Below are 24,562 nucleotides of genomic sequence, written 5' to 3'. Positions count from 1 at the left end.
ATATTGTTTTAAGGTACTATTAGTGTTTAACGGCGAGAAATAGGGACAGGCAAAAATAAAATATTTTGTATGTAAAGAAAAAAATATTGCGGGTTTTTATAAAAAAAATTTTATTTTTGCCGAAGAAGGAGGGCCGTTCCGGTCATCGATAGTCTTTGCGGTCGATGTTGAACCGCTTGAGCTTGTAATTCATCAACTGGGGGGAGATTCCCAGTTTACGGGCTGCCCGGGCGGCGTTGCCCCGGGTTTCCTGCAAGGCGCTGACGATCGAAACCATCTCCTGGTCGGTCTTCATCTCCGCAAGGGTTTTCCCCCCTGGGGTTTCTCCTTCACGGGCCGCCGGCAATCGCAGTCGGATCCGGCCGCGCGATCCCCCGGGCGCCTGCTGCGGCAGGGCATGACCGCCGCCTTTTTTATCCAATGGTACGGAAAGGTGGCTCAGTTCGATCACCTTTGCCGCCCCGGCCAGGTTCATGGCACCCTCGATGACATGCTCCAGTTCCCGGACATTGCCCGGCCAGGCGTATTGTTCGAAAGCCTCCATCACTTTCATGTCGATGCCGGAGACCTGTTTGCCCAGTTTCCGGTTCTTGCGGGCCAGGAAATGCAGGACGAGCCGGTTCAGGTCGCCCATGCGCTGCCTCAGCGGCGGTATCTGGATGAACACCACGGCCAGGCGGTAGAACAGGTCGGACCGCAGCCCTCCCGATTCGATGGCCCGGTGGGGCGGGACATTGATCGAGCTGATGATCTTCAGATCCACATCGATCTCCCCCATGGCACCGATGCGCCGGATTTTGCGTTCCTGGAGAAAACGCAGCAGTTTGGCCTGCAGGGTCAGCGGCATGGAGTTGATTTCGTCCAGCAGCAGGGTGCCGCCGGCAGCCTTCTCGAACAGGCCGGGCTTGTCGATGGCACCGGTAAAGGCGCCGGCGGAGGTGCCGAACAGGATCCCCTCAAGCAGGTTCTCGGGGATGGCGGCGCAGTTGATGGCCATGTAGGGATGTGTTTTCCTGGGACTGCGGTTGTGGACGGCCTGGGCGAAAAGCTCCTTGCCGGTGCCGGTCTCTCCATAAATGAGAATGGGGGACGGCGATTCTGCGGAAAGTTTGGCCGCTTTGACAGCCGTGAGCAAATCCGGCGACCGGCCGACGATATCCCTGAAAGTGTAGCGGGTCCCGTTTTTTTTCGGTTTGGCCGCATCCACGGGCTGGGCGATCCCGTAAGTGGGCACGGAGCGGGGCGGGGTCGACTGCATCACCGTATCGAAGGTGTTCTCGATATTGCGGTAATCGGTAATGTAGCAGATGGTGCCGACCACCCGTTTCCCCGAGGTAATCGGGTAAATGTTGTGGATGGAATTGACCACCCGCCCCAGGTGGGTGCGGTAGTAGCAGGCCAGGTTCTTTACGGCCGCCCCGGCCTTCAGGCAGGCCATGGTGGGGCTGAAGCCTTCGTCCACGCGATACAGGTCCGTCACCTTTTTGCCGACGGCGGCATCGATCTCCAGGTCATCGATGCGGGCCTGGGCGGCGTTCATGTAAAGGACGACGCCTTCGGCATCGGTGATCATGATTCCCTCGTGAAAATCGGCCAGCACATCGACCAGGGAGACCGAGGCCGGATCGACGTCGGGGAACAACCGCTTGATCTGGGAACTGTCCATGCCTTCTAATTAGACGATTGCGGCGGCAAACACAACCGGGGGCCGTTCAGAGCCAAGCCGATGCGGCCCCCTGTTGACGCTTACGGCAAGGCTTGGGCTTTTTCTCCGAAGGACTGGATAATGTGCTCGGAAAAGCATTCTATAATTTCCGATGCCACCTTTTTGGTTTTATGAAGAACGATGTTTGAGACCGGCAATACGGGCAGGCCATTTTCCAGCCCGACAATTTTCAAATCGGCCGGCGCGTTGCTGCGAATGATCGGAGCCACGGCAAGCCCGGCTCTTACCGAATCGATGAGCCCCGATATGCTGCGGCTCACATAGACGATCCGGTAGCTGATCCCGGATTTTTCCAATGCCTCCAATGCCCAGGTCCGGAAGATGCAGCCCTCTTCAAAGACCGCAATGGATACCGTCTGGTGGCGTTGCATGACAAATCCCGGATCGGCCACCCATACCACCGGGTCATGGGAGATCACCTGCCCGCCATCGCTGATCTGGGTGCAGATGCCGACGTCCAGCTCTCCCCGCTCGATATCTGCTTTGATTTCATCGCTGTTTTCACATCGCATTTCGACGACCACATCCGGATAGGCCGCGGCGAAACGCGCCAGCAGCTTCGGCAGCACGCCGATGGTGTAATGCTCCGGCGAACCAAACCGGACGAACCCCTCCAGGTCGGGTTTGGACAAGGCCCGAACGGCATCGTCATGCTCCTTTATAATTCTCATGGCATGTTTGATCAGAATGTTGCCTTCGGCAGTCAGTTTGACGGTCTTGCCGATTCGTTCAAACAACTTCTTTCCGATTTCGTCCTCAAGCCGCTTGATCTGCATGCTTACGGCAGATTGCGACCGATTGACCTGGCGCCCCGCCCTGGTGAATCCTCTGGTCTCGGCCAGGGCAATGAACGTTCTCAAATAATCCGTCTGCAGATTCATAATAATCACATTTTTTGATTGTTTATATCAAAACTATTCATTGGACAAATGATTTTAACAGGCCTATCTTGCCCGTCAAGCAATTAAGAAACGAATTACACCAAAGGGGATATCATGAAAATTGTGATCATCGGAGGCAAGGGTACCATTGGCAGGAAGGTCAGTGCACATTTTTCGAAAAATCACGAGGTGATCGTCGGCGCAAGACAGTCAGGCGATGTGATCGTCGACATGACAGACAGCCGGTCGATAAAAACCATGTTTGAAACCATCGGGAAGGTCGATGCGGTGGTTTGTATTGCCGGAGACGCAAAATGGGCCGAGTTTGCCGCCATGACCGAAGACGATTTCCATATCGGGCTGAAAAGCAAACTGATGGGCCAGGTCAACATGGTTAGAATCGGCAGGGATTATGTGAACCCGGGAGGTTCGTTTACGCTGTCCACCGGCATCCTGGCCGACCATCCCGTGGCCATGACCACCAGTGCCGCGATGGTCAACGGCGGCATTCACAGTTTTGTCAAAGCCGTCTCCCTGGAGTTGCAAAACGGTATGCGTATCAACGTCGTCTCATCGGGACTCGTCGAGGATGCCGTGGAGAAGTATGAATCCTATTTTCCGGGGCACAACCCCATCCCGATGAAAAAAGTGGTTAATGGCTATGTAAAAAGCGTCCTGGGCAGCGGCAACGGAGAAATCATCAGGATGTATGACAATTGCTGATTGGCCTGGCGTGCGAGGCCATTTCAAAACGCCCTGCTTCGACCCATATCTGCGTCGGGCGACGGTTCCTATCCCCGGAGCGCTTCGTGTATGCCTCCGGTCGGAATGATCGCGGGCCCCTGATTCTGGCCAGACGGCAGCATGTTGAAACCGCCTTTGGCATCTCCGCAAAAAACCAAAAGCGTGTCAAGGATAAGATCATTCCCTTTTGGGAAGGACGGTCCGTGACCGCATTCTCCCAACGGTTCCGAAAAACGGGATGGATTGCGCCGCCGGGTTGAAACGGCATCCCGGCACACGGCAACTCATGATCCCACATAATTTTAAAGGCGCGCATCCACAAAGCAAAAGGGCTTGATTTCAGGCGGGGTCCAAAATAAACTTCGCCCACTGTCCATCCGGTCCTTTGAAAAATGGAGGACATCGTTCTCCCCGGATCGCATGGGATCCTGCCGGGAAAACCCCATCGGAAATGCTGCTCCTTTCGACAGCTCTCCGGATGCGGGCCCCGGGGAATTACTGTTCACCCTGCACGATCAAGGAGGTATCAATATGGATCTTGGAATAGGTGGCAAAATTGCCCTGGTGACCGCCGCCAGCCGGGGGCTGGGGCGGGGGTGTGCGGAACAGCTGGCCGCGGAGGGATGCCGGGTGGCGATCTGCTCCCGCGACAGCGACGCGGTCAAACAGGCTGCCGAAACCATTTCGTCCCGAACCGGATCGCAGGTGCTGGGCTTTGGGGCCGATGTGGGCAAAACCGGGGCGATCAACCGCCTGCTGGAAAACGTCCGCCAATCCATGGGAGAACCGGAAATACTGGTGACCAACGCCGGCGGCCCCCCGCCGGGAACCTACGCCAGCACCGCCATCGGGGAGTATGAAAAAGCCCTCAACCTCACCTTGATGAGCGCCGTACATCTGATTCATGGCGTGACGCCGGCCATGAAGGCCGCCGGCTGGGGCCGGATCATTGCCGTCACCTCAATCTCCGTCAAGCAGCCCATCGGCACGCTGCTGCTGTCCAACATGGCCCGGGCCGGACTGACCGGTTTTCTGAAAACCATCGCAACGGAACTGGGCCCCGACGGCATCACTGTCAATGCGCTTCTCCCGGGCACCCACAAGACATCGCGAATCGACCAGCTGGCCCGGCACCGTGCCGACCAGGAGAATAAATCGCCTGACGACATCATCCGGGAAATGATGCTGGCCAATCCCACCCAGACCATCGGAGACCCGTCCGATTTCGGGGCGGCCGCCGCCTTTCTGGCCAGCATGCAGGCCCGCTACATTACCGGCCAGAACCTGTTGGTCGACGGTGGAAACTACCGCGGGCTGCTTTAACAGGGTGTTGCAAACCTGCTGCGCTCGGCCATACGCCGTTAAAATTCGGCTCAGCATGCGCATTCCTTACCGCGGCCTGCGCTAACCCGTCATGAAACGTCAACAATGATCGTTATTACGCGATGGGAGATTATCCATGTTTCGAAAAAAAGACAGCGGAACGTCACGGCAACTGCTGGATGGTGTTGAGTTAACGACCCTGGTCCACGGAGACAAGACCCTGATGGGTCGGTTCAAATTAGCCGAGGGTGCCGTTATCCCGGCCCATTCCCATCCCCACGAACAGACCGGGATCATGATTTCCGGCCGGCTGCGCTTCAACGCCGGCGGCGAAGTGCTGGATGTGGAAGCCGGCGACAGCTGGTGCCTGCCCGGCGGCGTCGAACATTCGGTCACCGCGCTGGCGGACTCGGTCGTCATCGAGGTCTTTTCGCCGGTTCGGGAGGATTACCTGCCATAAGTATTGATGGATTTGCATATCGCGTCCTTTCAGACCGACCGGCCCCGATCACCGCGACGGCGGTGAAACCGGTTGCTTTCGCGCACGACATGTCCTATCGTTCCTGGTGCACATAGGCAACGATACATCCGAATCGGCCTGACCCCAATCCCCTGACGTCCCGGGTCACCACCTGATTTCGGCGGCAGTTGGTACGACTGCGAGCCATACCCCCTCACAATCAGATGGTAACCCATGAATCCATGCATGCGGTGCGGCGCCTGCTGCGCCCTTTTCCGGGTCTCCTTCGACTGCCATGAAACGGACAATTTTCGGGGCGGTGTTGTTCCTTTTCACCTGGTCTTTGCGCTCAATGGAACGCGATCGGCCATGAAGGGCACGGAGAAAAGGCCGATCCGCTGCGCGGCCCTGATCGGTATCATCGGCATGTCCGTCCACTGTGCGATCTATGATCGGCGACCGACGACCTGTCGACAGTTTTTATCTGCAGGGGAAAACAACACCTTCAATCCGCTTTGCGACCGGGCCAGAGCCACCTATGGCCTGATGCCCCTGAGCAATTTCTGATCGGCATCCAACGTTGATATCCACGGACGCTGCCGACGGGGACATCGTCTGTACGCTGCCGGGCCCGTTCCCCGCTGGTGTGCTTCCCCCGGAAGCCCTTCCATTCACCCGCTGCCGTTAAAGTCCCGGAAATGAATTTGACACCCCCTGATTATAGGCATATACTCTAAAATTTTCATAACCCCGCCGCCGTGGCAAACGTTCATGGCAGGCAGAAACAGGCCCCATGCAAAAGCGAAAAACCAATAAAAGAAAACCCTGTCAATGCTGGTGGCACGGCAGGTAGGGACTTTCTCTTTTCCAATCGACCATCACCCGCGCTAACGACAACCACTTGGAAAAGGAGAAAAAATGACATTTGAAACGATGCATATCATCGCCCTGCTGGCCACCGGCGCCGTCGTGGGGTTTGCCTCCGGCCTGCTCGGTGTCGGGGGCTGTTTCATCATGGTGCCGGTTCAATTCTGGGCTCTGAAGGCCATCGGGGTCGATCCGACCATCGCCATCCGGATCGCCTTCGGCACCAATCTGCTGGTGGTCCTGCCCACCGCCATCAGCGGTGCGGCCACCCACCACAAAAAAGGCGCCGTGGCCTGGAAGGCCGGCATCGTTCTGGGCCTCACCGGGGCCGTCGGGGCCTTCGGCGGCGCCTGGATCGCCTCGCATCTGCCCGGCAGGGTGCTCACCGTCGCCTTCGGCCTGGCCATCATCCTCGGCGCCATTCGCATGGTCACCGCCAAACCGCCAGCCGTTGAAGACCGGCCGGTGGCCGACATCCTGCCCTACATCCTGTGGGGACTGCCGCTGGGGGTGGTTTCCGGGATCATCGGTATCGGCGGCGGCGTGCTGATCATCCCGATCCTGGTCTTTTTCCTGAAGTTCGACATGCACCGGGCGGTGGGTACATCAACGGCCCTGATGATCTTCACGGCCGTGGGCGGGGCCATATCGTACCTGATCAATGGGTTGGGCGTGGATGGTCTGCCGCCGTATTCCACCGGCTACCTGAACTGGCTCCAGTGGCTTCTGCTGGCAGGCTGCAGCATCCCCATGGCCATGGTCGGGGCCCGGGCCGCCCACCTGCTGCCGGGTAAACAGCTCAAAACCCTGTTCGTGGTGGTGATGTTCTACATGGGGCTGAAGATGACCGGCGTGTTTGCCTATCTGCACCTGCCCTTGTAATCCGAGCGCCACCTGATCGCAACCACCGGGAAAGACGGCGTCCGACGCATCGTTCTTTCCCGGTCCGTCATCCGATGGCAGCCTTGCCGTCCCGTGGCCCGGCACGGGCGGCGGCGCCTCCTACCCTTTATACGTCTCCTTCATGGTCAATGCGCACCCTAAAGCGACGACCGCGGAGATCAGCAGGACCAGCAGCATGGTGGTATACCCCTCCAGCGCGTAGGCACCGGAAGGGTCTCGCGGGTAGGCATCGAGGATCTTTCCCAGCATGGGCATATAGACTGCGCCGCCGAGGAAGGGAAAGAGGTTGACCGTGCCGACGGAGGTGCCGGCAATCTCTACGGGAAAAAGTTCCTTGGTCGCCGTGAACCCGATCACCACGATGGAGGACGCGCACACGGCAAAAATGAAAAAAGCCACGTACAGCAGGGGCAGCGACAGGCCGGTGGGGAAAAGGTAGAGCACGCCCAGCTCGACCACCAGCACCGCGGTACAGCCGATAAAGGGTTTTTTTCGGCTCTTGAAAACACGGTCGGAGACCAGGCCCAGCAGGGGGCTGCCGATGATCATGCCCCAGGCGATCATGCTCAGTACGGCGCCGGCCGCCTCCCGGGACAGCCCGTACACGTGCATCAGGTACGGCCCGCCCCACAACCCCCCGAATCCGAAAAAAATACCACAGTCGAAAAAAAACCACAGGGCCAGGGGCCAGAAGTGCACAGTGCCGACGACCTGCCGCATCCCCGCCAGCAGGGGAATCGTCTGCACCGGTGCTGCGGGGGCGCCGGCTTTACCGGCCAGGTCGGCAATGGCGGGCCAGCCCTTGTCCTGGGGCCGGTCACGGATGATCAGCCACACCAGCAGCGCGATGACGAAAGTACACCCGCCGATCAATTCAAAGGAGATCCGCCAGCCGAAGGCCACCGTCATCATGGCCAGCAGCCAGGTGGCCGCCATGACGCCCGCCCCGCCCACGGCGTTGAGAATACCGGCCATGGAAGCGAACTCGTGGGGGTAGTACCACTGGGAGAGAATCTTCATGGTGGGGATGAAGACCATGGAGACCCCGAACCCCACCAGGATCCGCCCCACGAAGGCGGTTTCGATGTTGGGGGCCATCCCGAAAAGGATGCTGCCGATGGATGCGGCCACCAGGAACCCGGTGACCGTCCGCCGCGGCCCCACGGAATCTGAAAGCAGTCCTGCCGGCAACTGCATGGCCGCATAGCAGTAGAAGTAAATGGAGCCCAGCAGCCCCATGGTACCGGCCGAAACGTTGAAATCCGCGACCAGGCTGTCGGCCACGACCGACAGAGAGAGGCGATGAAAGTAAACGAAGAAATACGCCAGGGCCAGGATGGAAAAAATCAGCCAGCGAAACCGGAACAGGGGGTGTGGGGATGCGTCGGCCATGGTAGCGCTCCTTTTGCAGTTGGACATCTGGTGCCGATTGGTTCGCTAAAAATCGGGAAGGACGGCAGCTAAAACAGGTTCATCATGCCATAAGATCAAGGTGCTGAAAAGAGCATGGCCGATCATTTTGGTTTGAACAACGGCATGTTCGGGGTTATCATCTGAAAAAAGAAACCTGTTCAGGCAATCGGTCCGACCTCCTACCGTGAGTGTCTGTCCAGAAATAGGCAAATTGGGTCGGGATCAAAGCATGCGAAAATTTTCACCACAGGCATATAAACGATATTCCGGGAATGAAATTTTTGGCAAAAAGCAGATATCGGGCCAATTGATCATTTCTGGACGGGCGCCGGGGAAAACCCGCCATGGTTCATGAAAAAGACACCTCCTGCAAGCTGTCGGCCGTAGACGAGGCCCAGGCCGCCCACGGGGCCGGCGGGCAGCTGATTTCAAAAAAACCGGGAGCCCTCCTGCTGGTGGCGGCGGCCTATGTACTGGGCGGCGGCGGTATGCTGGCATGGCTGGCTTTTCTACTCATGGGGCCGCCGGTACTTGTAAACCTGGGCCTCGGCATAGCCGGCGGCCTGATGCTCGACACGCTTTTGTGTCTCCTGTTTTTCATCCAGCACAGCATCATGGTCCGGCGCAATTTTCGCCTCTGGCTGACGCGAACCGTCCGCGCCGATTTTCACGGCGCCCTCTATGCGGCAGCATCCGGCGGCTGCCTGTTGATGGTGGTCGGCCTGTGGCAGCCGGTGGGCCTGACCTGGTGGCACCCGGGAGGGACGGTCCGATGGGCCATGCTGGCACTGTTCCTGGCGGCCGGTGCCGGCGCCTGGTGGGGTTCCCGGTCGTTGGGAGAATTCGATGCCCTGGGCGTCAGGCCGGCCATGCAGGCGTTCGACAGCGACAAACCGGCAACCGCCACCCCGTTTGCCGTCCGCGGCCCCTACCGCTGGGTACGCCACCCCCTTTATCTCTTCAGCCTGGTGATCATCTGGGCGGGCCCGGTGTTCACAATGGACCGGCTGCTGCACAATGGCCTCTGGACGGTCTGGATCGTCATCGGCGCCACCATGGAGGAGCGGGACCTGGTGGACTGTTTCGGCGATGCCTACCGCACCTACCAGCGAACCGTCCCCATGCTGCTGCCCACCAGCCTGAAACCACGGATGCCCGACACGGGTGCCCGTCCACATGAGGACCGCTGAGCGAACAGCCATCCGTTCCAACCCCCTTAATCCCCCAATCCCATCCCCATGTTTGCTATTGAGACTTTGTGAAATCTGCCATACTACTCTCATGAGTGATCAACCCGCATTGAAAAGGCGATCCGATGCCACAACCCGCCCCGTCCCGACAGGTCAAGCTGGATGCCGCCGTCGCCGGCCCCCTGTTCATGCTGGCCGCCGCCCTGCTGTTCACCCTGCTCAACCTGATCGTCAAACAGATCGGCCCGGCTTACACCATCTGGCACATCGGTTTTTATCGGTTCTTTGGCGGGGTGGTGGTACTGCTGCTGATTTTCGGCAGGCACGGCAATGCCTATCGGGGCCATAATACCCGGCTGCTGATCATCCGGGGATTCACCGGTTCGGCGGCCTTTCTGTGCGTCGTCACGGCCATCCGCCTGTTGCCGGTGTCCACGGCCCTGGTGATCTTTTACGCCTTTCCGGCCTTTTCCGCCGTGTTTGCCCGCCTGATTTACGGGGAACGCATCTCCAGGGAGGGAATCGGATGCATTGTCATGGTGATCGTCGGCATCGGCGTGCTCTTCGATTTCAGCCTGTCCGGCAATCTGGCCGGCCAGGCCATGGCCCTTGCCGGCAGCGCCTTTGCCGGCCTCACCGTGACCCTGATCAAAACCCTGCGTGAGAAAAACGGCCCGGTGATCATCTATCTATACTTTTGCACCATGGGCATGCTGGTGACGCTGCCCCAATTTGCCATGGCCCCCCTGATTCCCGCAACCGCCATGGACTGGGCCATGGTCCTGGGCATCGTATTTTCCTCGGTCGTCGCGCAGCTGTCCATGAATCAGGGATTTTTCTATTGCCGGGGATGGGAGGGCGGCGTGTTCATGTCCAGCGAGGTGATCTTCACCGCCATCGTGGGCATCGCCTTTTTAGGGGATCCGGCCTCGTGGCGGTTCTGGACCGGCGGCCTGCTGATCGTCGGCAGCGCCGTGGCCCTGAACCGGTTCAAGGCCAACCATGCCAGGAGTGAGAAATAGCACCCCGCCCATGGGCCTTGAATACTGCTCCGACAAATTGGCCGGGTAACAATGGGCATTAAAAAACCGTCACTTCTCGACGAATCGCAGGTTCTGCGCATTGTGGCGCTCACCGGCCACCCCCTCGCCCAGCGCATCCAGGGCCGCCAGGGTCTCCGGCCGCAGACGGAGGTCGGCGGCGGCCGCGTTTTCCGTCAGGTAGGGCCTGCGCTTCATCCCGGGAATGGGAACGATGGACGGATCCCTGGCCAGCAGCCAGGCCAGGGCCAGCTGGGCCGGCGAGTGGCCGCAAGTTCGGGAGAGGCGGTTCAGGCGGTCGATCAGGCTCCGGTTGCGCTGCATGGCCCCCACTGTCTCTTCGATGGGCACCCCGGGGTCCCGACGGGGCAGGTAGTAAAGATCGATGACATCGATGCCCAGCCGTTTCAGGCTTCCTTCACAAGCGGTCCTGACATAGTCGGGCCGGCCGCAGACGCCCACGGCGCCGTGCTCCTCGCCCACGAAACCGAACTTGGTGGCAACCACCGCTTCCGGGCGGCGGGTTTTGAGCACACGGGCGATCAGCCGTTCATTGTGTCCGTGGCCATACACGTCGGCGGTATCCAGAAAGTTGATCCCCAGGTCCAGGGCCTTCTCCAGCGTGGCCAGCGATTCCCGCTCCTCGGCCGGTCCATAGGCATGGGACATGCCCCAGCACCCCAGACCGATGACGGATACGTGAAGACCACTGTTGCCAAGCCGTCGTTGTCGCATCATGCCCCTCCCGAATGGCAGCGAAGGGTCCGGGCCGGTTGCCGGCCCGCCCCTATTATCTTGATGACAGTCCGTGTATGCTGCACGTCGTCAGTTCAGTTGATAGTACCCTATACACATGTTAAAGTGTTTCCTTCAACTGCCGATTCAACAGGTTGCGACCGGCTGCGAAACCGGCGCCGGTTTTCCGTTAAAGGGAATTCATCGCCACCGAAATGAAAACCAACCATTCAACAGACAGGCTGCTGCTCATGCAACGACACCTTATCGGCATCATCATCGCCATCCTTTGCCTGCCGCTGCCGGCCCGGGCGCTGACACTGGAGGGAAACCTGGTTCAAGGCGGCATGGCCATCGGTAAAACCGATCCCGGCGCCACCGTCGTTTACCAGGGCAAATCGGTCCGGGTCTCTCCGGAGGGCCTTTTCGTCATCGGTTTTGCCCGGGACGCGGCGCTCGCGTCTGAGATCGAACTTCATGCGTCCTCGGGAACGGTTGAAAAACACCCGGTTCATATCGAAAAACGCACCTACCGGATCCAGCGCATCGACGGGCTGCCCCCGCGCAAGGTCAGCCCGTCGCCCGAGGACCTGGAACGCATCTACGCGGATATCGCCCTGGTTAAAAAAGTCCGTAAAAAGGACGAGCCCCGAACCGATTTTGCCCAGACGTTCATCTGGCCGGTGACCGGCAGGATCAGCGGTGTGTATGGCAGCCAGCGGATCCTCAACGGCAAGCCCAAAAGGCCCCACTACGGCGTGGACATTGCCGCGCCCACCGGCACGCCGGTGAAGGCACCGGCCGACGGCGTGGTGAGCATGGCCCACGAGGACATGTTCTACTCCGGCGGCACCCTGATCGTCGACCACGGCCACGGTATTTCAACGGTCTACATGCACCTGCATAAAATTCTGGTCAAGGAAGGGCATCCGGTCGGACAGGGCGACGTCATCGCCCAGGTGGGCGCCACCGGCCGCGTCACCGGTCCCCACCTGCACTGGGGCATGAACTGGTTCGAAACCCGCCTCGATCCGTCCCTGCTGGTGCCGCCCATGCCGAAAGCCCCCCCAAAATAAAGGGGGCCGGCATGCAGGGAGGAAGCAATCCCGGAAAATAGGTTTCGGGCTCTCGATGGAGGCAGGACCGTGTTTCTATCCGCAGGCGTCAGGACGACTGCCAAGGACCTGAAACACGGCCCCAGCGCAGGTACCGGTTTCTTACGAATCCGCCGTTCAGGAATTAATCGAAGATATAATAGTCCGGATGCGTCCCCGGCCCGTCCGGGTGGCTCGCTGTCCGGTAAAGCATAATCTCCCTGAACTCATAGACAGGGGCGTGTTCGCCGCCTTCCCCCAGCGCATAGATCTTGCCGTCGCTGCGGATCTCAAAATCGGCCGCATCCGACCAGCCGGCCGGGTGGTGGACCGTCCGGTAAAGCCTGCCGTCCCGGATCACGTAATCCGGGGCATCTGCCATGCCTGCGTCCTTTGTGCGATACACCTTCGACATCGGAATCTCCTTTTTTTGACAGAAGTCACCTCGACATTGCATGTCGCGATCGCTTCCGGTTGTTGAAAGGCAATCCCACGATTCCTAAACGGTCCCGCACAGTGCCGCGAAGGGGTTCGCATGGCCCTGGATCGCGTTCAAGGGAAAGGCGCCGGCTGATGAAACAGCGCAGCATATTCAGTGCATGTGAGCATTTTGAAAAAGCCCGCGACACTGCCCCGGGCGTTATACCGGACCATGACACCGCTTCGAAACAAAACAGCCTTGTGAACCTGCCGGTTCAAAAGGCTGCACCCGTTTTCGGCACCCTCTGCCTGAATCTGAAACGGCCGGAGGCCGTATCATTCTCACCCCTGAAGTTGAATCACCGCAACGCAGGGATGATCGTTACAAGGCAGGTCTTCTGACTTCCCCGCCTTTTGCGGCAGCCTTCCCGCCCGCCATGGGGGGGCAGTGGCATTCTCATTGCCGAAAAAGTTTTCGAATCAGCGTCGAAGCGGGATTACAGCGGCGGGACCGTTCCCGAATTTCACGGGATTCCCTATTACACCCCATGCGGGGCACCTTGTAAGATCGATTATTTCAGACCGGCGCCATGGCTGTCAACCGCTATTTACGCGGCCGATAGCGCACCAGGCCTTCCTGGGAAACGGTGGCCACCAGCCGGCCGTCCCGGGTGAAGATACGACCGATGGCCAACCCCCGGGCCCGGGATGCGCTGGGGCTCTGCATGGCGTAGAGCAGCCAGTCGTCCATGCGAAAATCCCGATGGAACCACATGGCATGGTCCAGGCTGGCCATCTGCATCTCCGGTTCCCAGAAGGTGTGCCCGTGGGGGTAAAGGCTGGTGCCCACCAGGTTGAAATCCGAGGCATAGGCCAGCAGGTACTGGTGAACGGCCATCTCTCCGGGCATGGGTCCGATGGCGCGGAACCAGACATACTTTTCCGGCGTCCGTTTTTCCGGCCTGAATGGATTGACCGGATTGACGTGGCGGATTTCAATGGGTTTGGCGCACAGGATTTTTTCCCGGATGCCCGGGGGTATGTGCTCGGCCAGCTTGCGGGCCGTCTCCCTCTCCGGCTCCAGCCCGTCGGGCCCCATGACCGCAGGCATTTCATCCTGGTGGTCGAAGCCCGGTTCCTCGATCTGGAAGGAAGCGGCCATGGAAAAAATGGCGCGCCCCTTCTGCACGGCCACCACCCGCCGGGTGGTGAAGCTTTTGCCGTCCCGGATGCAGTCCACCGTGTAAACGATCGGCTTGCCGGCATCGCCGGCCCGCATGAAATACCCGTGAAGGCTGTGGGCATACCGACCGTCGGGAACGGTCTGGGACGCGGCGGACAGGGCCTGTCCTAATACCTGGCCGCCGAATACGTTGCCGAAGCCCAGGTCCTGGCTCTGGCCCCGGAAGATGTTCTCCTCGATTTTCTCCAGCTTCAGAAGCTTGAGCAGTTCTTCGAGAATGTTTCCCTCGACGCAGACACTCATGGTTGTTCTCCTGATATCGATGGATGCCAAGTCATCCGTTTACCCCGGCGTCGCGGCCCGTTGCCCCGATGGGCATCGATGAAGGGATGACAGACCACGGGTCTGTCGTTATAGTACGGCTATGTTGACCCACACTTTGCATGACTGAAAATGGGGAGGTTGTCGATGCCCGCACCGAAAAATGCCATGGAAATCTTCAAACTGCTGGACAAATCCAACTGCCGTGACTGCGGTGAAAAAACCTGTCTGGCCTTTGCCGGAGCCGTGTACCGGGGCCAGAAAAAAATTGACCAATGCCCCCGACTGGCCCCTGATGTTGTCGACCGCTTTTCCGGAGCGCCCGACGAAGTCAACACCCTCGACGCCAACCGGGAGGCGTTCCTGGCAATGGTGAAACAAAAAATGGCCGGCGTCGATCTGCTGGCCGCGGCCGGGCGAACCGGTGGCCGATTTAACAACGGCCGGCTGACCCTGAAAATCCTCGGCAAGGATTTCAGCGTCGACCGACAGGGCAACCTCTTTTCGGACATTCACGTCAACCCCTGGGTGGCAGCCCCTTTTTTCGATTACGTGATCAACGGTCTGGGCGTTGCCCCGACCGGCCGATGGGCCTCCTTCCGTGAGCTGAAAAACGGCAAGGACCGCTACCCGCTTTTTCAAAAACGCTGCGAGGAAGCCATGAAACAGGTGGCCGACACCTACACCGACCTGTTCGACGATGTGGTCCACCTGTTTTCCGGCAGGCAGGTGGAACGGCAGTTTCAGTCCGACATCTCCGTGGTGCTGCACCCCCTGCCCAAGGTTCCCGTCATGATCTGCTACTGGCGCGTGGACGAAGGGCTCGGCTCGAGCCTCAATATTTTCTTCGACGAAACCGCCGACCGCAATCTGGACATCGGCTCCGTCTTCTCACTGGGCGCCGGCCTGACCCAGATGTTTGAGCGGCTGGCCCGCCGGCACGGATTTTCCGGGGCCTGAGAACTGGAGTCCGAAGTCCGAAAACCGGAGACGGTGATCAGACCATGCGGCACCACACAATTAACAAATTACAAGCACCCAATTTCAAATAAGTTCCAAAATACAACTGCCAAATCCTAAACAAGACCAGCAGTTGTTTGTAGTTTGGGACATTGGAAATTGGGATTGGTTGGGGATTTGTTTTTTGGGTTATGGGAATTTTTTAAATATCTTCAAGTAATTACGATGAACTCCATGACCCTTATTCGAATGAAAAACCTGTTTCAGGCAAAAACAGTAGACGTCTGCCGACTGTACGCCGCCAGGCGCCCGTCCGGGTCCCAGACGGCGCCCTGCTCATGAACATAGCCGTTTTCCGCACTGGCCGCCGTTGCGTGATACCCCCACCAGTCATTGGGCGTGCAGGCCTGCCGGTCCAGGTGGACGAACCCCATCTCCCAGGTGACGGTGCTGGCCGACGCCGGGGCGGACAGCATGGACAATACCGGCGTGGGCCAGGCATCGGCCAGGGCCACCAGCCATTCTTCGGTGAGGCAATCGGTCGGCTCGCGAAACTGGATCCATCCGCCGATCTCGTGCCCCCCCCTGCCGGAAAACGGCAACTCCCCCAGTGCCCACCGATAGGAGAAGTGACGGGTGAAGGCCGGCGTCAGCCCCTCGATATAGGGCAGTTCAAGCGCCTGATCCGGAGCGGCCATTTCCGGCCGCGGCGCCGGGTCGATGTGGATGGCGGAGTCCCGGTCGCCGCCGAAGCTGCCCAGGGCCACACATCGCACCGCGTCCTGCTGGACCAGTGTCGCCTCCACATGGGTGACCGCCCTGCCCGAACGCAGCACCCGGGTGTGAATCGAAAAATCACCCGGGCCGACCGGGCCGACAAACGAGGTCAGCAGACTGCGCACCCGGCGCTCTGCGGCAACGTGCCCCCGCATGGATTTGAGGGCCAGGGCGCCCACCAGCCCGCCGTATCCGGCACGCCCCTGCATCCAGTCTTCTGGCAGTTGGAGGGGGGTGCGCTGCGATGCACCGCCGAGCGTTTCAAGAAGGGTCGCAAATAAAGTGTCCGGCATGATTAAAATCTCTTTGGTGTGGGTTGATGACCTGGTGTCGTTCACCAGAGCGGCTATCGGGCCTGGGACAGGGCCAGCCGGATGCCGAGGCCGATGAACAGGGCGCCGGTGATTTTTTTGAGCGCACCACCGGCGGATGACCGACCGCGGAAACGTGCCGACAGCCATGCAGCGCCGTAAACCAGAAACAGGCACCAGAGACTTCCCGTGGTGAAAAAAACCAGGCCCAGGACCATAAACGGCAGAAATACCAGATCCGTCTGAGCGGAAACGAACTGGGGGAGAAAAGAGAGAAAAAAAAGCGCCACCTTGGGATTGAGCACATTGGTGAGCACGCCCTGCCGGAAAATTTTGCGGGGATCGGGCGTCGAGGCCGGCGCATCGGGCAGGGATGCGCCGTCGTGGCGGGTGATGATGAATCCGATACCGATCCAGACCAGGTAGGCGGCGCCGGCATACTTGATAACGGCGAATGCCAGCGACGATGTCGCCAGGATCACACTCAGCCCCAGGGCCGCCAGCAGGGTGTGGACCAGCACGCCGGTCATGATGCCCAGCACCGACATGACGCCGGCCTGCCGGCCCTGGGCCACGCTGCGGCCGATGATGTACAGGGTATCCTGGCCGGGCGTGATGTTGAGCAGGATGCAGGAAATTAAAAACAAAGGAAAATCGTGAATGCCGAACATAGGCACGTCCTTCAAAAGAGACCATCACCGTTGTCAGCCGCGTCGCCCCAGCGCCTGACAGGGACCCGGGGCAACCGGCACCGGGTAAAAGTCAGTAACAGGATCCTCGCCGGCCGTCAACTGTCCCTGTTCGCCGGTAAAGGAGGCCTCCCGCCGTTCGATAAAGGCGCTGATGCCTTCCCGGACATCGCGGCTTTTCATCAGGGGCATCCGGCCGGGCAGCCGTTGCTTCATGGGGCGATTCCCTTTTCTTGAATAAAAATCAGCAGCATCTGTTCCACCATGCCGGCAATGCGCTTCATATGGGCGATGCGTTCCGCTTCGGAACGTCCCGGATACTTGCGGAAACTGATCATGATGCCGCTCAGGGCAGCGAACAGGGTATGGGCCAACAGCCGGGTATCTCCCTGGCAGCCGATCTTCTGCATCACGGTCTCCAGCAGGTCCATGACCTGGATGGATATCCGGTTGAGCTTTCGGGCCGATGCCTCGCCGATGTTCCCGTGCAGGGCGAAATGCGTGATCATGCGCCAATGGGCGTCATTTTCGATATTATGATCCAGGTAGTCGTTGATGAATGCGCTCAGGGAAATCCGATCCGTCTTCTGTACCCGTTGTTGGAGCAACGCGATGAATTTTTGGGTATCCCGGAAGGCGGTTTCCACAAACAGGGCTTCCTGATTGGGGAAATAGGTATAGATGGAGGATTTGGCGATGCCGGCCGCCTTGGCGATTTCGTTCATGCTGACCTGATCGTATGTTTTGGTGCCGAATACCGACCGGGCGGCATCGATGATCAGGTCTTCCCGGATTTGCCGTTCCTGCCGCTTGAGTCTGTTAAGGGTATCGTTTACCATAATACCCGCTTTGTTATCATCATTCGGTCAGTCTTGCAACTATCGGTTGACATGTCGACCACCGTTCGATACTAAGAACAATACATGCAACACCGACCCTGATCCGAAATAATAGGGGCCCTGAGCCCCCCGGAAACGGGCAGAAGGGCTGCGATGCGGCACGGGGAATAAAATCACGCAGGCGTTCCACAGGAAGCCCCCCTGGCGCTCGCAGGGTTAACCATCCAAGACCATCGTTTTGAGCACAACACAGGCAGCGGACAAACTGGACATTTCTGGACAGGTGGGAAGGAGAAACGGTGATGACCCCTGACAAACCCTGGCTCGCATACTACGCGGACATTCCCCACACCATCGATTACCCCCGGGTCACCATGTACGAAGCGCTGGTCCGCACCGTCGCGCGCTGCCCGGATGCACTGGCCTGGGACTTTTTCGGCACCACCGCCACCTACCGGCAGTTTGCCGACGAGATCGATCACTGTGCCGATGCCCTGGCTGCCCTGGGCCTGAAGCCGGGCGACCGCATGACCATCGCCATGCCCACCTGCCCCCAGGCCGTGGTCTGCTTTTACGCCGTCAACAAGCTGGGCGGTGTCGCCAGCATGATCCATCCCCTCTCCACGGCCACGGAGGTCGCCTTCACCCTCAACCTGAGCCGAAGCCGTTTCGCCCTGACCCTGGATGCTTTTTACGGGAAATTTGCCGAGATCCGCGAAAAGACGGGGCTGGAAAAACTGATCCTGGCGCGCATTCCCGACTACCTGGGCTGGCTCAAGCGCCTGGGCTTCAACCTCACCAAGGGCAGAAAAATCGCCACCGTGCCGCCGGAGGCCCGGGTGATCTGGTGGAAGGCCATGATGGCTGCCAGCCATCCGCCGGCCCCCAAAAGCGATGCGGGCTTCGAAGACCTGGCGGTGATTCTCTACAGCGGCGGCACCACCGGAAAGCCCAAGGGGATCATGCTCTCCAACCGCAATTTCATCTGCGAGGGCATGCAGGTCTCTGCCTGGGGCAATCTGTCCCAGGGCGATGCCATCCTGGCGATTCTGCCCGTGTTCCACGGATTCGGCCTGGGCGTCTGCATCAATGCCGCCTTCATGGGCGGCGCCAAAAGCATCATGGTGCCCCAGTTCACGCCGGAGACCGTGGCCCGGCTGATTCGGTCCAAGCGCCCCAATTTCATCATCGGCGTGCCCACGCTGTATGAGGCCCTCAACCGCAACCCGCTTTTCCGGAAAACCGACCTGAGCTGCATCAAGGCATCCTTTTCCGGCGCCGACACCCTGCCGCGCTGCGTCAAGGAGCGCTTCGAAGCGATTGTCCATCAGCAGGGCGGCCGCACCCAGTTGCGCGAAGGCTTCGGGCTGACCGAGGCGGTGACCGCCATCATGGCCATGCCCATGACCGAATACCGCGAAAACAGTGTCGGCATTCCTTTCCCGGACATGGAAGCCAAGATCGTCGGCGCCGGAACCACCGCAGAACTGCCCCCCGGCGAAGAGGGCGAGATCTGCCTGCACGGGCCGGCGGTGATGATGGGCTACCTCGACAACCCCGAAGAAACGGCCAAAACCCTGCAGACCCACCCGGACGGCCGGGTCTGGCTGCACACCGGGGACATCGGCACCATGGACGCCGACGGTTTTTTTTACTTCCGCCTGCGGCAGAAGCGCATGATCAAGTCCTCGGGCATGAATGTCTATCCGGCCCAGGTGGAGGAACGGCTGTACCAGCACCCGGATGTGCTCGACGCCTGTGTCATCGGGGTTCCGGACCCGAAACAGGTGGAGCGGGTCAAGGCCTTTGTGGTCCTTAAGGCGCCGGACCAAGCCGGGCCGGCGAAGGAAAAGGAACTGATCGACTTTTGCCGCCGGGACCTGATCGTCTGGAGCTGCCCCCGGGAAATCGAATTCAGGACCGCACTGCCCCTGACCCTGGTGGGCAAGGTGGCCTTTGCCGAGCTGGCCGCCGAGGAGATCGAGAAGCTGGGTGATGCGGCCGACATCTGTAAGATGGAAAACGACCCCAACTGAAACAGTCAGGAGAATGATGTGGACGCAATCCAAGCGTTGAGAGCTATTGCCGCCGATCCCAAAGCCTACGCACGAAAATGGAGGCAGAAAACCGGCGGCAAGGTGGTCGGCACCCTGTGCTCCTATGCCCCCGAAGAACTGATCCTGGCCGGCAGCGCCCTGGCCTATCGCATTGTCGGCGGCAGCGGCGGCATCTCCAGGGCCGATGCCCATCTTCAGGCCTACAGCTGCAGCCTGGTGCGCGGCGCCCTGGAAGATGCCCTGGACGGTCAGCTCGATTTCCTCGACGGCGCCGTCTTTCCGCACACCTGCGACTCCATCCAGCGGCTGTCGGACATCTGGCGCATGAATGCCAAGACCGGCTTTCACCTGGATGTGGTCCTGCCGGTCAAACTCGACACCGCCAGCGCCCGGCAATACATGACCACCGTGATGGCCAACGCCCGGTCCGAGCTGGAGGCCTTGCTGGACAGGCCCATCAGCGATGCCGGTCTGCGGCAGGCCATTGACATCTATAATGGCATCCGCACAACCATGCAGCGGCTGTATACCCTGCGCGCCGAGCGGCCGGAAGCCATTTCGGGCAGTGACGTTCACACCATTGTGCGCGCATCCATGGTGATGGACCGCAGGGACTTTCTCGACAACCTGACCCGGGTGGTGGACCGACTGGGCCCGTCATCGGACAATCCCGCCGCCAGGCGCATCTTCCTCTCCGGCGGGGTCTGCAACCTGCCCGACGTGTACAGCACCATCGCGTCGGCCGGCGGCAGCGTGGTGGGGGACGATCTGTGCACCGGTTCGCGGGGCCTGACCGGCACGATCGATACCGACAAAGACCCCGTTGCGGCCATTGCCGAACGCTACGCCCGGCGGGCCGTCTGCCCGGCCAAGCACAGCGGCATCACCAGCCGGGGCGATGAGCTGGTGCGTCTGGCCAGGGCGCACCGGGCCGACGGGGTCATCTTCATTTTCCTCAAATTCTGCGATCCGCATGCGTTTGACTACCCCTATCTCAAATCCATGCTCGACGATGCCGGCATCCCCAGTTTACTGGTGGAGCTGGAAGAGCAGGCGATTTCACTGGGACAGTTGCAGACCCGGTGTGAGGCGTTCATGGAAATGCTGTAAATATAACGGCTTCGTAAGAAACCCGATATCTGCGTTACGCGTCATCCCTCGTCACTGCGGAGTACTTGCATGTACGCCTCGTTTTTAGGGATGGAACATGAATGTTCGCAGAAAGAATAATGATCGATGTGCCGTTCGCTCGCTCAAGCTCGCTATCGCGGCCCGCAAGACTTGATTTCAGGCTTCTTACGAAGCCGTCGAAGATGCTTTTTACTTGTTCATCATCATCAAGAACATACGCTGTTGTCATCCCGGTGAGATACAGGAGAACCTAATGAACGATCCGCAAAAACCCGTCGACCCCGAAAAGGAAAAACGCAAGATCAAGTCGGTGGGGCGCATGAAAGAGATCATGACCCATTACTACATCGACGCCAAGACCGCCGGGCAGAACAACAGGAAAGTGGCCTGGATCACCAGCGGCGGGCCGGTGGAACCGCTCATCGCCATGGACGTGATCCCGGTTTACCCGGAAAACCACGGCGCCATGATCGGCGCCGCCAAGATGGGCGTCGACCTGTGCGAAAAGGCCGAAGCGATGGGCTACGCCAGCGACCTGTGCTCCTACGCCCGGGCCGACATCGCCTGCGCCACCGTGGACGGCGGCCCCATCGGCGGGCTGCCCCGTCCGGACATGCTGGTGTGCTGCAACAACATCTGCGGCACGGTGCTCAAGTGGTACGAGGTGCAGGCCCGCTATTTCAAGGTGCCCTTGTTCATCCTGGACACGCCCGTCGTCCACGGGCAATACAGCATCGCGGCCCACAGCTACGTGCGTGACCAGTTGCACGAGTACATCACCTTCCTGGAAACCCATTGCGGCAAACCCTTCGACCACGACCGCCTGGCCGAGGTGGGCCGGCTCTCCATCGCCGGCCAGCGGCTCTGGCAGCAGGTACTGGACACCACGGTCCACCGGCCGGCGCCCATGAGCGCCTTCGACGCCTTTTTCCACCTGGCCCTGATCGTCACCCTGCGCGGCACCCGGACCGTGGTCGACTACTACACCGGACTGCTCGACGAAATGAAGGCGCGCGTGGCCGGCGGCATCGCCGCCGTGCCCGGCGAACGCTACCGGCTGCTGTGGGACAACCTGCCGGTGTGGTACCGCACCCGCTGGCTGTCGGACAAATTTGCCGCCCACGACGCCTGCCTGGTGGCGGACACTTACACCTCGTCATGGTGCGGGACACTCGAATACCTGGATGAAAACGATTTTTTCGGCTCCATGGCCGAAGGGTATTCACGCATCTACATCAATATCGGCACCGATCAGATGGCCGACATGGTCCTCGACATGATCGACAAATACAGCGCCGACGGCCTGGTGATCCATTCCAACCGCAGCTGCAAGCCATACAGCCTGGGCCAGTACGACATCCAGCGCATCGTCCAGCAAGAGCGCGGCATCCCCGCCCTGATGCTCGAAGCCGACATGACCGATGCCCGCAACTTTTCCGAAAGCCAGGTCGAGACGCGCATCGATGCGTTCATGGAGGTGTTGACGGGTTCGTAAGCAACCGAAATGATTTCAAGGAGAGCGATCATATGATTACCGTCGGCATCGATGTGGGGTCCATCAGCGCCAAGGCAGCCCTGGTAGAGGACGGCCGGCTGGTGGGAGCACAGGTCATCCTCACCGGATACAACGCCCGCAATGCAGGGGAAAAGGTATTCCTTGCCCTTTTGAACGAACTGGGGATTCAATCCGATGCGGTGGATCGCATCGTGGCCACCGGCTACGGGCGCAACAGCGTGGACCTGGCGGATAAAGCCGTGACCGAAATCACCTGCCACGCGGCCGGCGCCCATTTTCAGGACCCGGCAGTCCGCTGCGTCATCGATATCGGCGGCCAGGACAGCAAGGCCATCGCCCTGGACGCCACCGGCCGGGTCAGGGATTTTGCCATGAACGACAAATGCGCCGCCGGCACCGGCCGCTTCCTCGAGGTGATGGCCCGGGCCCTGGAAGTGGATCTGGACGCCTTCGGCGAACTGTCCCTGAAGGCGGACCGGCCGGCGGCCATCAGCAGCCTGTGCACGGTCTTTGCCGAGTCGGAAGTGATCTCCCTGATCGCCGGGGGCGAGCGCCGGGAGAACATCATTGCCGGCATCCACGAATCCATCGGTTCCCGGGTGATCGCCATGGCCAACCGCGTGGGCATCGTCGAACCGGTGATGATGACCGGCGGGGTGGCCAAGAACATCGGCGTGGTCCGGGCGCTGGAGAAAAAATCCGGCAAAACCATCCATGTCTCTGCCCAGGCCCAGGTCAACGGTGCCATCGGCGCCGCGCTGATCGCTGCGGGCGTGCCCTGAACGAATCGCCGGACGACGGTGTTCTCCAGCGACAATAAGAGAAATCCCTTCATGACGGACGCAATCCGCCATTCGTCGATGCCGTACCGGCGGTACATTCCGCACTGGCAGTGATGCGCAGCGCCTGTTCCCCGACCGCGGTCATCCCCGAAAGAACAACAGCACAAGGCACAGCACGATCACCCTCGACAGCATGCTGAAAGCGCTGGTCAGGGCGCAGATCCGGGTACCCGGCTGCATGCCGTAGATGGCGATGTAGCGCGGAAGGGTCCGGCGCAGGCGCGTGAGCGGGATCATGAGCAAACTGGCGGCCAGCAGGGCGACAATGGTCTGATACGCGGTGACCCGGTCTTGGGCAAGCAGGTTCGACATGTAGGTGATGCCCACGGTGGGGCTGAAAAGATAGGCGCTGATGGGCCCTACCAGGGATGACGGCAGGTCGAAGAGCGAGGTCAGGGGAACGATAAAATTTTCGAACACCGCCATTGCCCCCTGATGGACCAGCAGCTGCACGATGAGGGTGACCGTTGCCAGCATCAGGATCATTCTGACGAACATGCTGCGGCGGGCGGCCCAGGTGTCCCCCAGCACCTGTCGCCAGGAACGCGGGCTGCAGTCCGTCTCCTCCGGATTGCACGTCAGGCCATCAAAAGCGTCCCTGCGCCCGACCCGTGTGCGTATCCGCAGACGGCCGTAGCCGATGACGAAACCGATTTTAATCAGGCCGGTCAGCCAGAAAACGGTGATGTAGATCAGGCAGAGTTCAAGGCCCAGCAGCGGCAGCACCACGGGCAGCTGGTAGGTGAAGGTCTCCTTGAAGTGAAACGGCACCGTATTGAGCACGCCGGTGGCGGTCAGCTCCCGGGCGGTGATCGCCCCGTCCCGGTGATAACGGGCGGCCATGGTGTGGGCGGCGATCATGGAGCCGATCGCCGCCAGGAAACTCAGGGCGCTTTCCGACGGCAGGTTGGCCAGCCGAGCCACCGGTCTGCCGACGGGACGCAGGTATGCCATGGCGCCCAGCTGCATCAGCAGCTCCACCCCGAACAGGCTGACAAACATCACGGTGCCCATCCGGAACACCAGCTGGGCGGTCATTTCCAGGGAGATGCGAATCACTTCCATGCCGGCGGAGACTACTTCTGGTTATCCAAAAATACAACCGTAATGATATCAAAGCATTTCTCAGACCGCCCTGAA

25 protein-coding genes and 1 riboswitch are annotated in these 24,562 nt (G+C 60.0%); of the genes, 14 read left to right on the top strand and 11 right to left on the bottom strand.

Translation table 11 applies throughout. The features are described 5' to 3' along the window. Positions 1–142: 142 nt before the first annotated feature. Together DSCA_RS22590 and DSCA_RS22585 are read right to left on the bottom strand one after the other, a co-directional pair. A complete protein-coding gene (locus tag DSCA_RS22590) occupies positions 143–1,666 on the bottom strand; it encodes a sigma-54 interaction domain-containing protein (protein WP_155318599.1) in 1,524 nt (507 codons plus the stop codon). An 80-nt stretch (positions 1,667–1,746) separates the two neighbouring features. Then, positions 1,747–2,607 carry a LysR substrate-binding domain-containing protein gene (locus DSCA_RS22585; protein WP_155318598.1) on the bottom strand — a complete coding sequence of 287 codons (861 nt, stop codon included), beginning with the start codon at positions 2,605–2,607 and terminating at the stop codon, positions 1,747–1,749. A 114-nt stretch (positions 2,608–2,721) separates the two neighbouring features. On the opposite strand from DSCA_RS22585, the gene DSCA_RS22580 reads away from it, so the two are divergent. The 5 genes from DSCA_RS22580 to DSCA_RS22560 all read left to right on the top strand — a co-directional run bounded on the left by DSCA_RS22580 (position 2,722) and on the right by DSCA_RS22560 (position 6,883). Further along, a complete protein-coding gene (locus tag DSCA_RS22580) occupies positions 2,722–3,330 on the top strand; it encodes a short chain dehydrogenase (RefSeq protein ID WP_155318597.1) in 609 nt (202 codons plus the stop codon). Positions 3,331–3,882: 552 nt separating this feature from the next. After that, positions 3,883–4,674, top strand: coding sequence for an SDR family oxidoreductase (locus DSCA_RS22575; RefSeq protein WP_167527918.1), 792 nt, complete (start codon positions 3,883–3,885; stop codon positions 4,672–4,674). Between the two features lie 136 nt (positions 4,675–4,810). Further along, entirely contained in the window at positions 4,811–5,134 is a 324-nt protein-coding gene (locus DSCA_RS22570) for a cupin domain-containing protein (protein ID WP_155318595.1), read from the top strand. A gap of 234 nt (positions 5,135–5,368) precedes the next feature. Next, the gene (locus DSCA_RS22565) at positions 5,369–5,701 is read left to right on the top strand and encodes a YkgJ family cysteine cluster protein (protein ID WP_155318594.1); all 333 of its coding nucleotides are present in this window, start codon (positions 5,369–5,371) and stop codon (positions 5,699–5,701) included. Between the two features lie 351 nt (positions 5,702–6,052). After that, a complete protein-coding gene (locus DSCA_RS22560) occupies positions 6,053–6,883 on the top strand; it encodes a sulfite exporter TauE/SafE family protein (protein WP_155318593.1) in 831 nt (276 codons plus the stop codon). A 120-nt stretch (positions 6,884–7,003) separates the two neighbouring features. Here the strand turns inward: DSCA_RS22560 and DSCA_RS22555 are convergent, their stop codons facing one another. Then, positions 7,004–8,296 carry an MFS transporter gene (locus DSCA_RS22555; protein WP_155318592.1) on the bottom strand — a complete coding sequence of 431 codons (1,293 nt, stop codon included), beginning with the start codon at positions 8,294–8,296 and terminating at the stop codon, positions 7,004–7,006. 365 nt (positions 8,297–8,661) lie between these two features. On the opposite strand from DSCA_RS22555, the gene DSCA_RS22550 reads away from it, so the two are divergent. Next, a complete protein-coding gene (locus DSCA_RS22550) occupies positions 8,662–9,507 on the top strand; it encodes a methyltransferase family protein (protein ID WP_155318591.1) in 846 nt (281 codons plus the stop codon). Positions 9,508–9,632: 125 nt separating this feature from the next. Then, the gene (locus DSCA_RS22545; protein WP_155318590.1) at positions 9,633–10,529 is read left to right on the top strand and encodes a DMT family transporter; all 897 of its coding nucleotides are present in this window, start codon (positions 9,633–9,635) and stop codon (positions 10,527–10,529) included. 69 nt (positions 10,530–10,598) lie between these two features. Here DSCA_RS22545 and DSCA_RS22540 read toward each other — a convergent pair whose 3' ends face one another. Continuing rightward, a complete protein-coding gene (locus tag DSCA_RS22540; RefSeq protein ID WP_231716249.1) occupies positions 10,599–11,285 on the bottom strand; it encodes an aldo/keto reductase in 687 nt (228 codons plus the stop codon). A 248-nt stretch (positions 11,286–11,533) separates the two neighbouring features. Here DSCA_RS22540 and DSCA_RS22535 point away from each other — a divergent pair, with 248 nt between their 5' ends. Next, positions 11,534–12,358: a M23 family metallopeptidase gene (locus DSCA_RS22535; protein ID WP_155318589.1), complete on the top strand. Its 825-nt coding sequence runs from the start codon at positions 11,534–11,536 to the stop codon at positions 12,356–12,358. Between the two features lie 163 nt (positions 12,359–12,521). Here DSCA_RS22535 and DSCA_RS22530 read toward each other — a convergent pair whose 3' ends face one another. Next, positions 12,522–12,758: a hypothetical protein gene (locus DSCA_RS22530; protein ID WP_155318588.1), complete on the bottom strand. Its 237-nt coding sequence runs from the start codon at positions 12,756–12,758 to the stop codon at positions 12,522–12,524. 191 nt (positions 12,759–12,949) lie between these two features. Between DSCA_RS22530 and DSCA_RS22525 the strand changes: the two genes are divergently transcribed. After that, complete coding sequence (locus DSCA_RS22525) at positions 12,950–13,198, top strand: hypothetical protein (protein ID WP_155318587.1); 249 nt, start codon at positions 12,950–12,952, stop codon at positions 13,196–13,198. Then, a riboswitch (cobalamin riboswitch) is annotated at positions 13,168–13,374 on the bottom strand. (Overlaps the previous gene by 31 nt.) Before the next feature lie 26 nt (positions 13,375–13,400). On the opposite strand, the gene tesB is transcribed toward DSCA_RS22525, so the two are convergent. After that, on the bottom strand, positions 13,401–14,282 hold the full coding sequence (gene tesB, locus DSCA_RS22520) for an acyl-CoA thioesterase II (protein WP_155318586.1): 882 nt from the start codon (positions 14,280–14,282) through the stop codon (positions 13,401–13,403). A gap of 165 nt (positions 14,283–14,447) precedes the next feature. Here tesB and DSCA_RS22515 point away from each other — a divergent pair, with 165 nt between their 5' ends. Further along, positions 14,448–15,260 carry a DUF3786 domain-containing protein gene (locus tag DSCA_RS22515; protein WP_155318585.1) on the top strand — a complete coding sequence of 271 codons (813 nt, stop codon included), beginning with the start codon at positions 14,448–14,450 and terminating at the stop codon, positions 15,258–15,260. A gap of 263 nt (positions 15,261–15,523) precedes the next feature. On the opposite strand, the gene DSCA_RS22510 is transcribed toward DSCA_RS22515, so the two are convergent. From DSCA_RS22510 to DSCA_RS22495, 4 genes are read right to left on the bottom strand one after another with little or no spacing between them, the layout of a single operon-like run. After that, positions 15,524–16,330: an acyl-CoA thioesterase gene (locus DSCA_RS22510; RefSeq protein WP_167527917.1), complete on the bottom strand. Its 807-nt coding sequence runs from the start codon at positions 16,328–16,330 to the stop codon at positions 15,524–15,526. A gap of 53 nt (positions 16,331–16,383) precedes the next feature. Further along, positions 16,384–17,019, bottom strand: a complete 636-nt coding sequence (locus tag DSCA_RS22505; protein WP_155318583.1) for a LysE family translocator — start codon at positions 17,017–17,019, stop codon at positions 16,384–16,386. Between the two features lie 33 nt (positions 17,020–17,052). Further along, on the bottom strand, positions 17,053–17,253 hold the full coding sequence (locus tag DSCA_RS22500) for a hypothetical protein (protein ID WP_155318582.1): 201 nt from the start codon (positions 17,251–17,253) through the stop codon (positions 17,053–17,055). Further along, entirely contained in the window at positions 17,250–17,876 is a 627-nt protein-coding gene (locus DSCA_RS22495; protein ID WP_155318581.1) for a TetR/AcrR family transcriptional regulator, read from the bottom strand. Before DSCA_RS22495 ends, DSCA_RS22500 begins: the two co-directional genes overlap by 4 nt. A 302-nt stretch (positions 17,877–18,178) precedes the next feature. On the opposite strand from DSCA_RS22495, the gene DSCA_RS22490 reads away from it, so the two are divergent. The 4 genes from DSCA_RS22490 to DSCA_RS22475 all read left to right on the top strand — a co-directional run bounded on the left by DSCA_RS22490 (position 18,179) and on the right by DSCA_RS22475 (position 23,362). Beyond that, positions 18,179–19,912: a class I adenylate-forming enzyme family protein gene (locus tag DSCA_RS22490; RefSeq protein WP_155318580.1), complete on the top strand. Its 1,734-nt coding sequence runs from the start codon at positions 18,179–18,181 to the stop codon at positions 19,910–19,912. 18 nt (positions 19,913–19,930) lie between these two features. After that, positions 19,931–21,043 (top strand): 2-hydroxyacyl-CoA dehydratase subunit D, encoded by a 1,113-nt coding sequence (locus DSCA_RS22485; protein WP_155318579.1) that lies wholly within the window; start codon positions 19,931–19,933, stop codon positions 21,041–21,043. Positions 21,044–21,317: 274 nt separating this feature from the next. Next, on the top strand, positions 21,318–22,559 hold the full coding sequence (locus DSCA_RS22480; protein ID WP_155318578.1) for a 2-hydroxyacyl-CoA dehydratase subunit D: 1,242 nt from the start codon (positions 21,318–21,320) through the stop codon (positions 22,557–22,559). A gap of 32 nt (positions 22,560–22,591) precedes the next feature. After that, complete coding sequence (locus tag DSCA_RS22475) at positions 22,592–23,362, top strand: acyl-CoA dehydratase activase (protein WP_155318577.1); 771 nt, start codon at positions 22,592–22,594, stop codon at positions 23,360–23,362. A gap of 141 nt (positions 23,363–23,503) precedes the next feature. Here the strand turns inward: DSCA_RS22475 and DSCA_RS22470 are convergent, their stop codons facing one another. Next, positions 23,504–24,487: a hypothetical protein gene (locus DSCA_RS22470; RefSeq protein ID WP_155318576.1), complete on the bottom strand. Its 984-nt coding sequence runs from the start codon at positions 24,485–24,487 to the stop codon at positions 23,504–23,506. Between the last annotated feature and the right edge of the window lie 75 nt (positions 24,488–24,562).

This window comes from Desulfosarcina alkanivorans, assembly GCF_009688945.1.
Lineage (GTDB): Bacteria > Desulfobacterota > Desulfobacteria > Desulfobacterales > Desulfosarcinaceae > Desulfosarcina > Desulfosarcina alkanivorans.
This window is presented reverse-complemented; position numbering and strand designations above follow the sequence as displayed.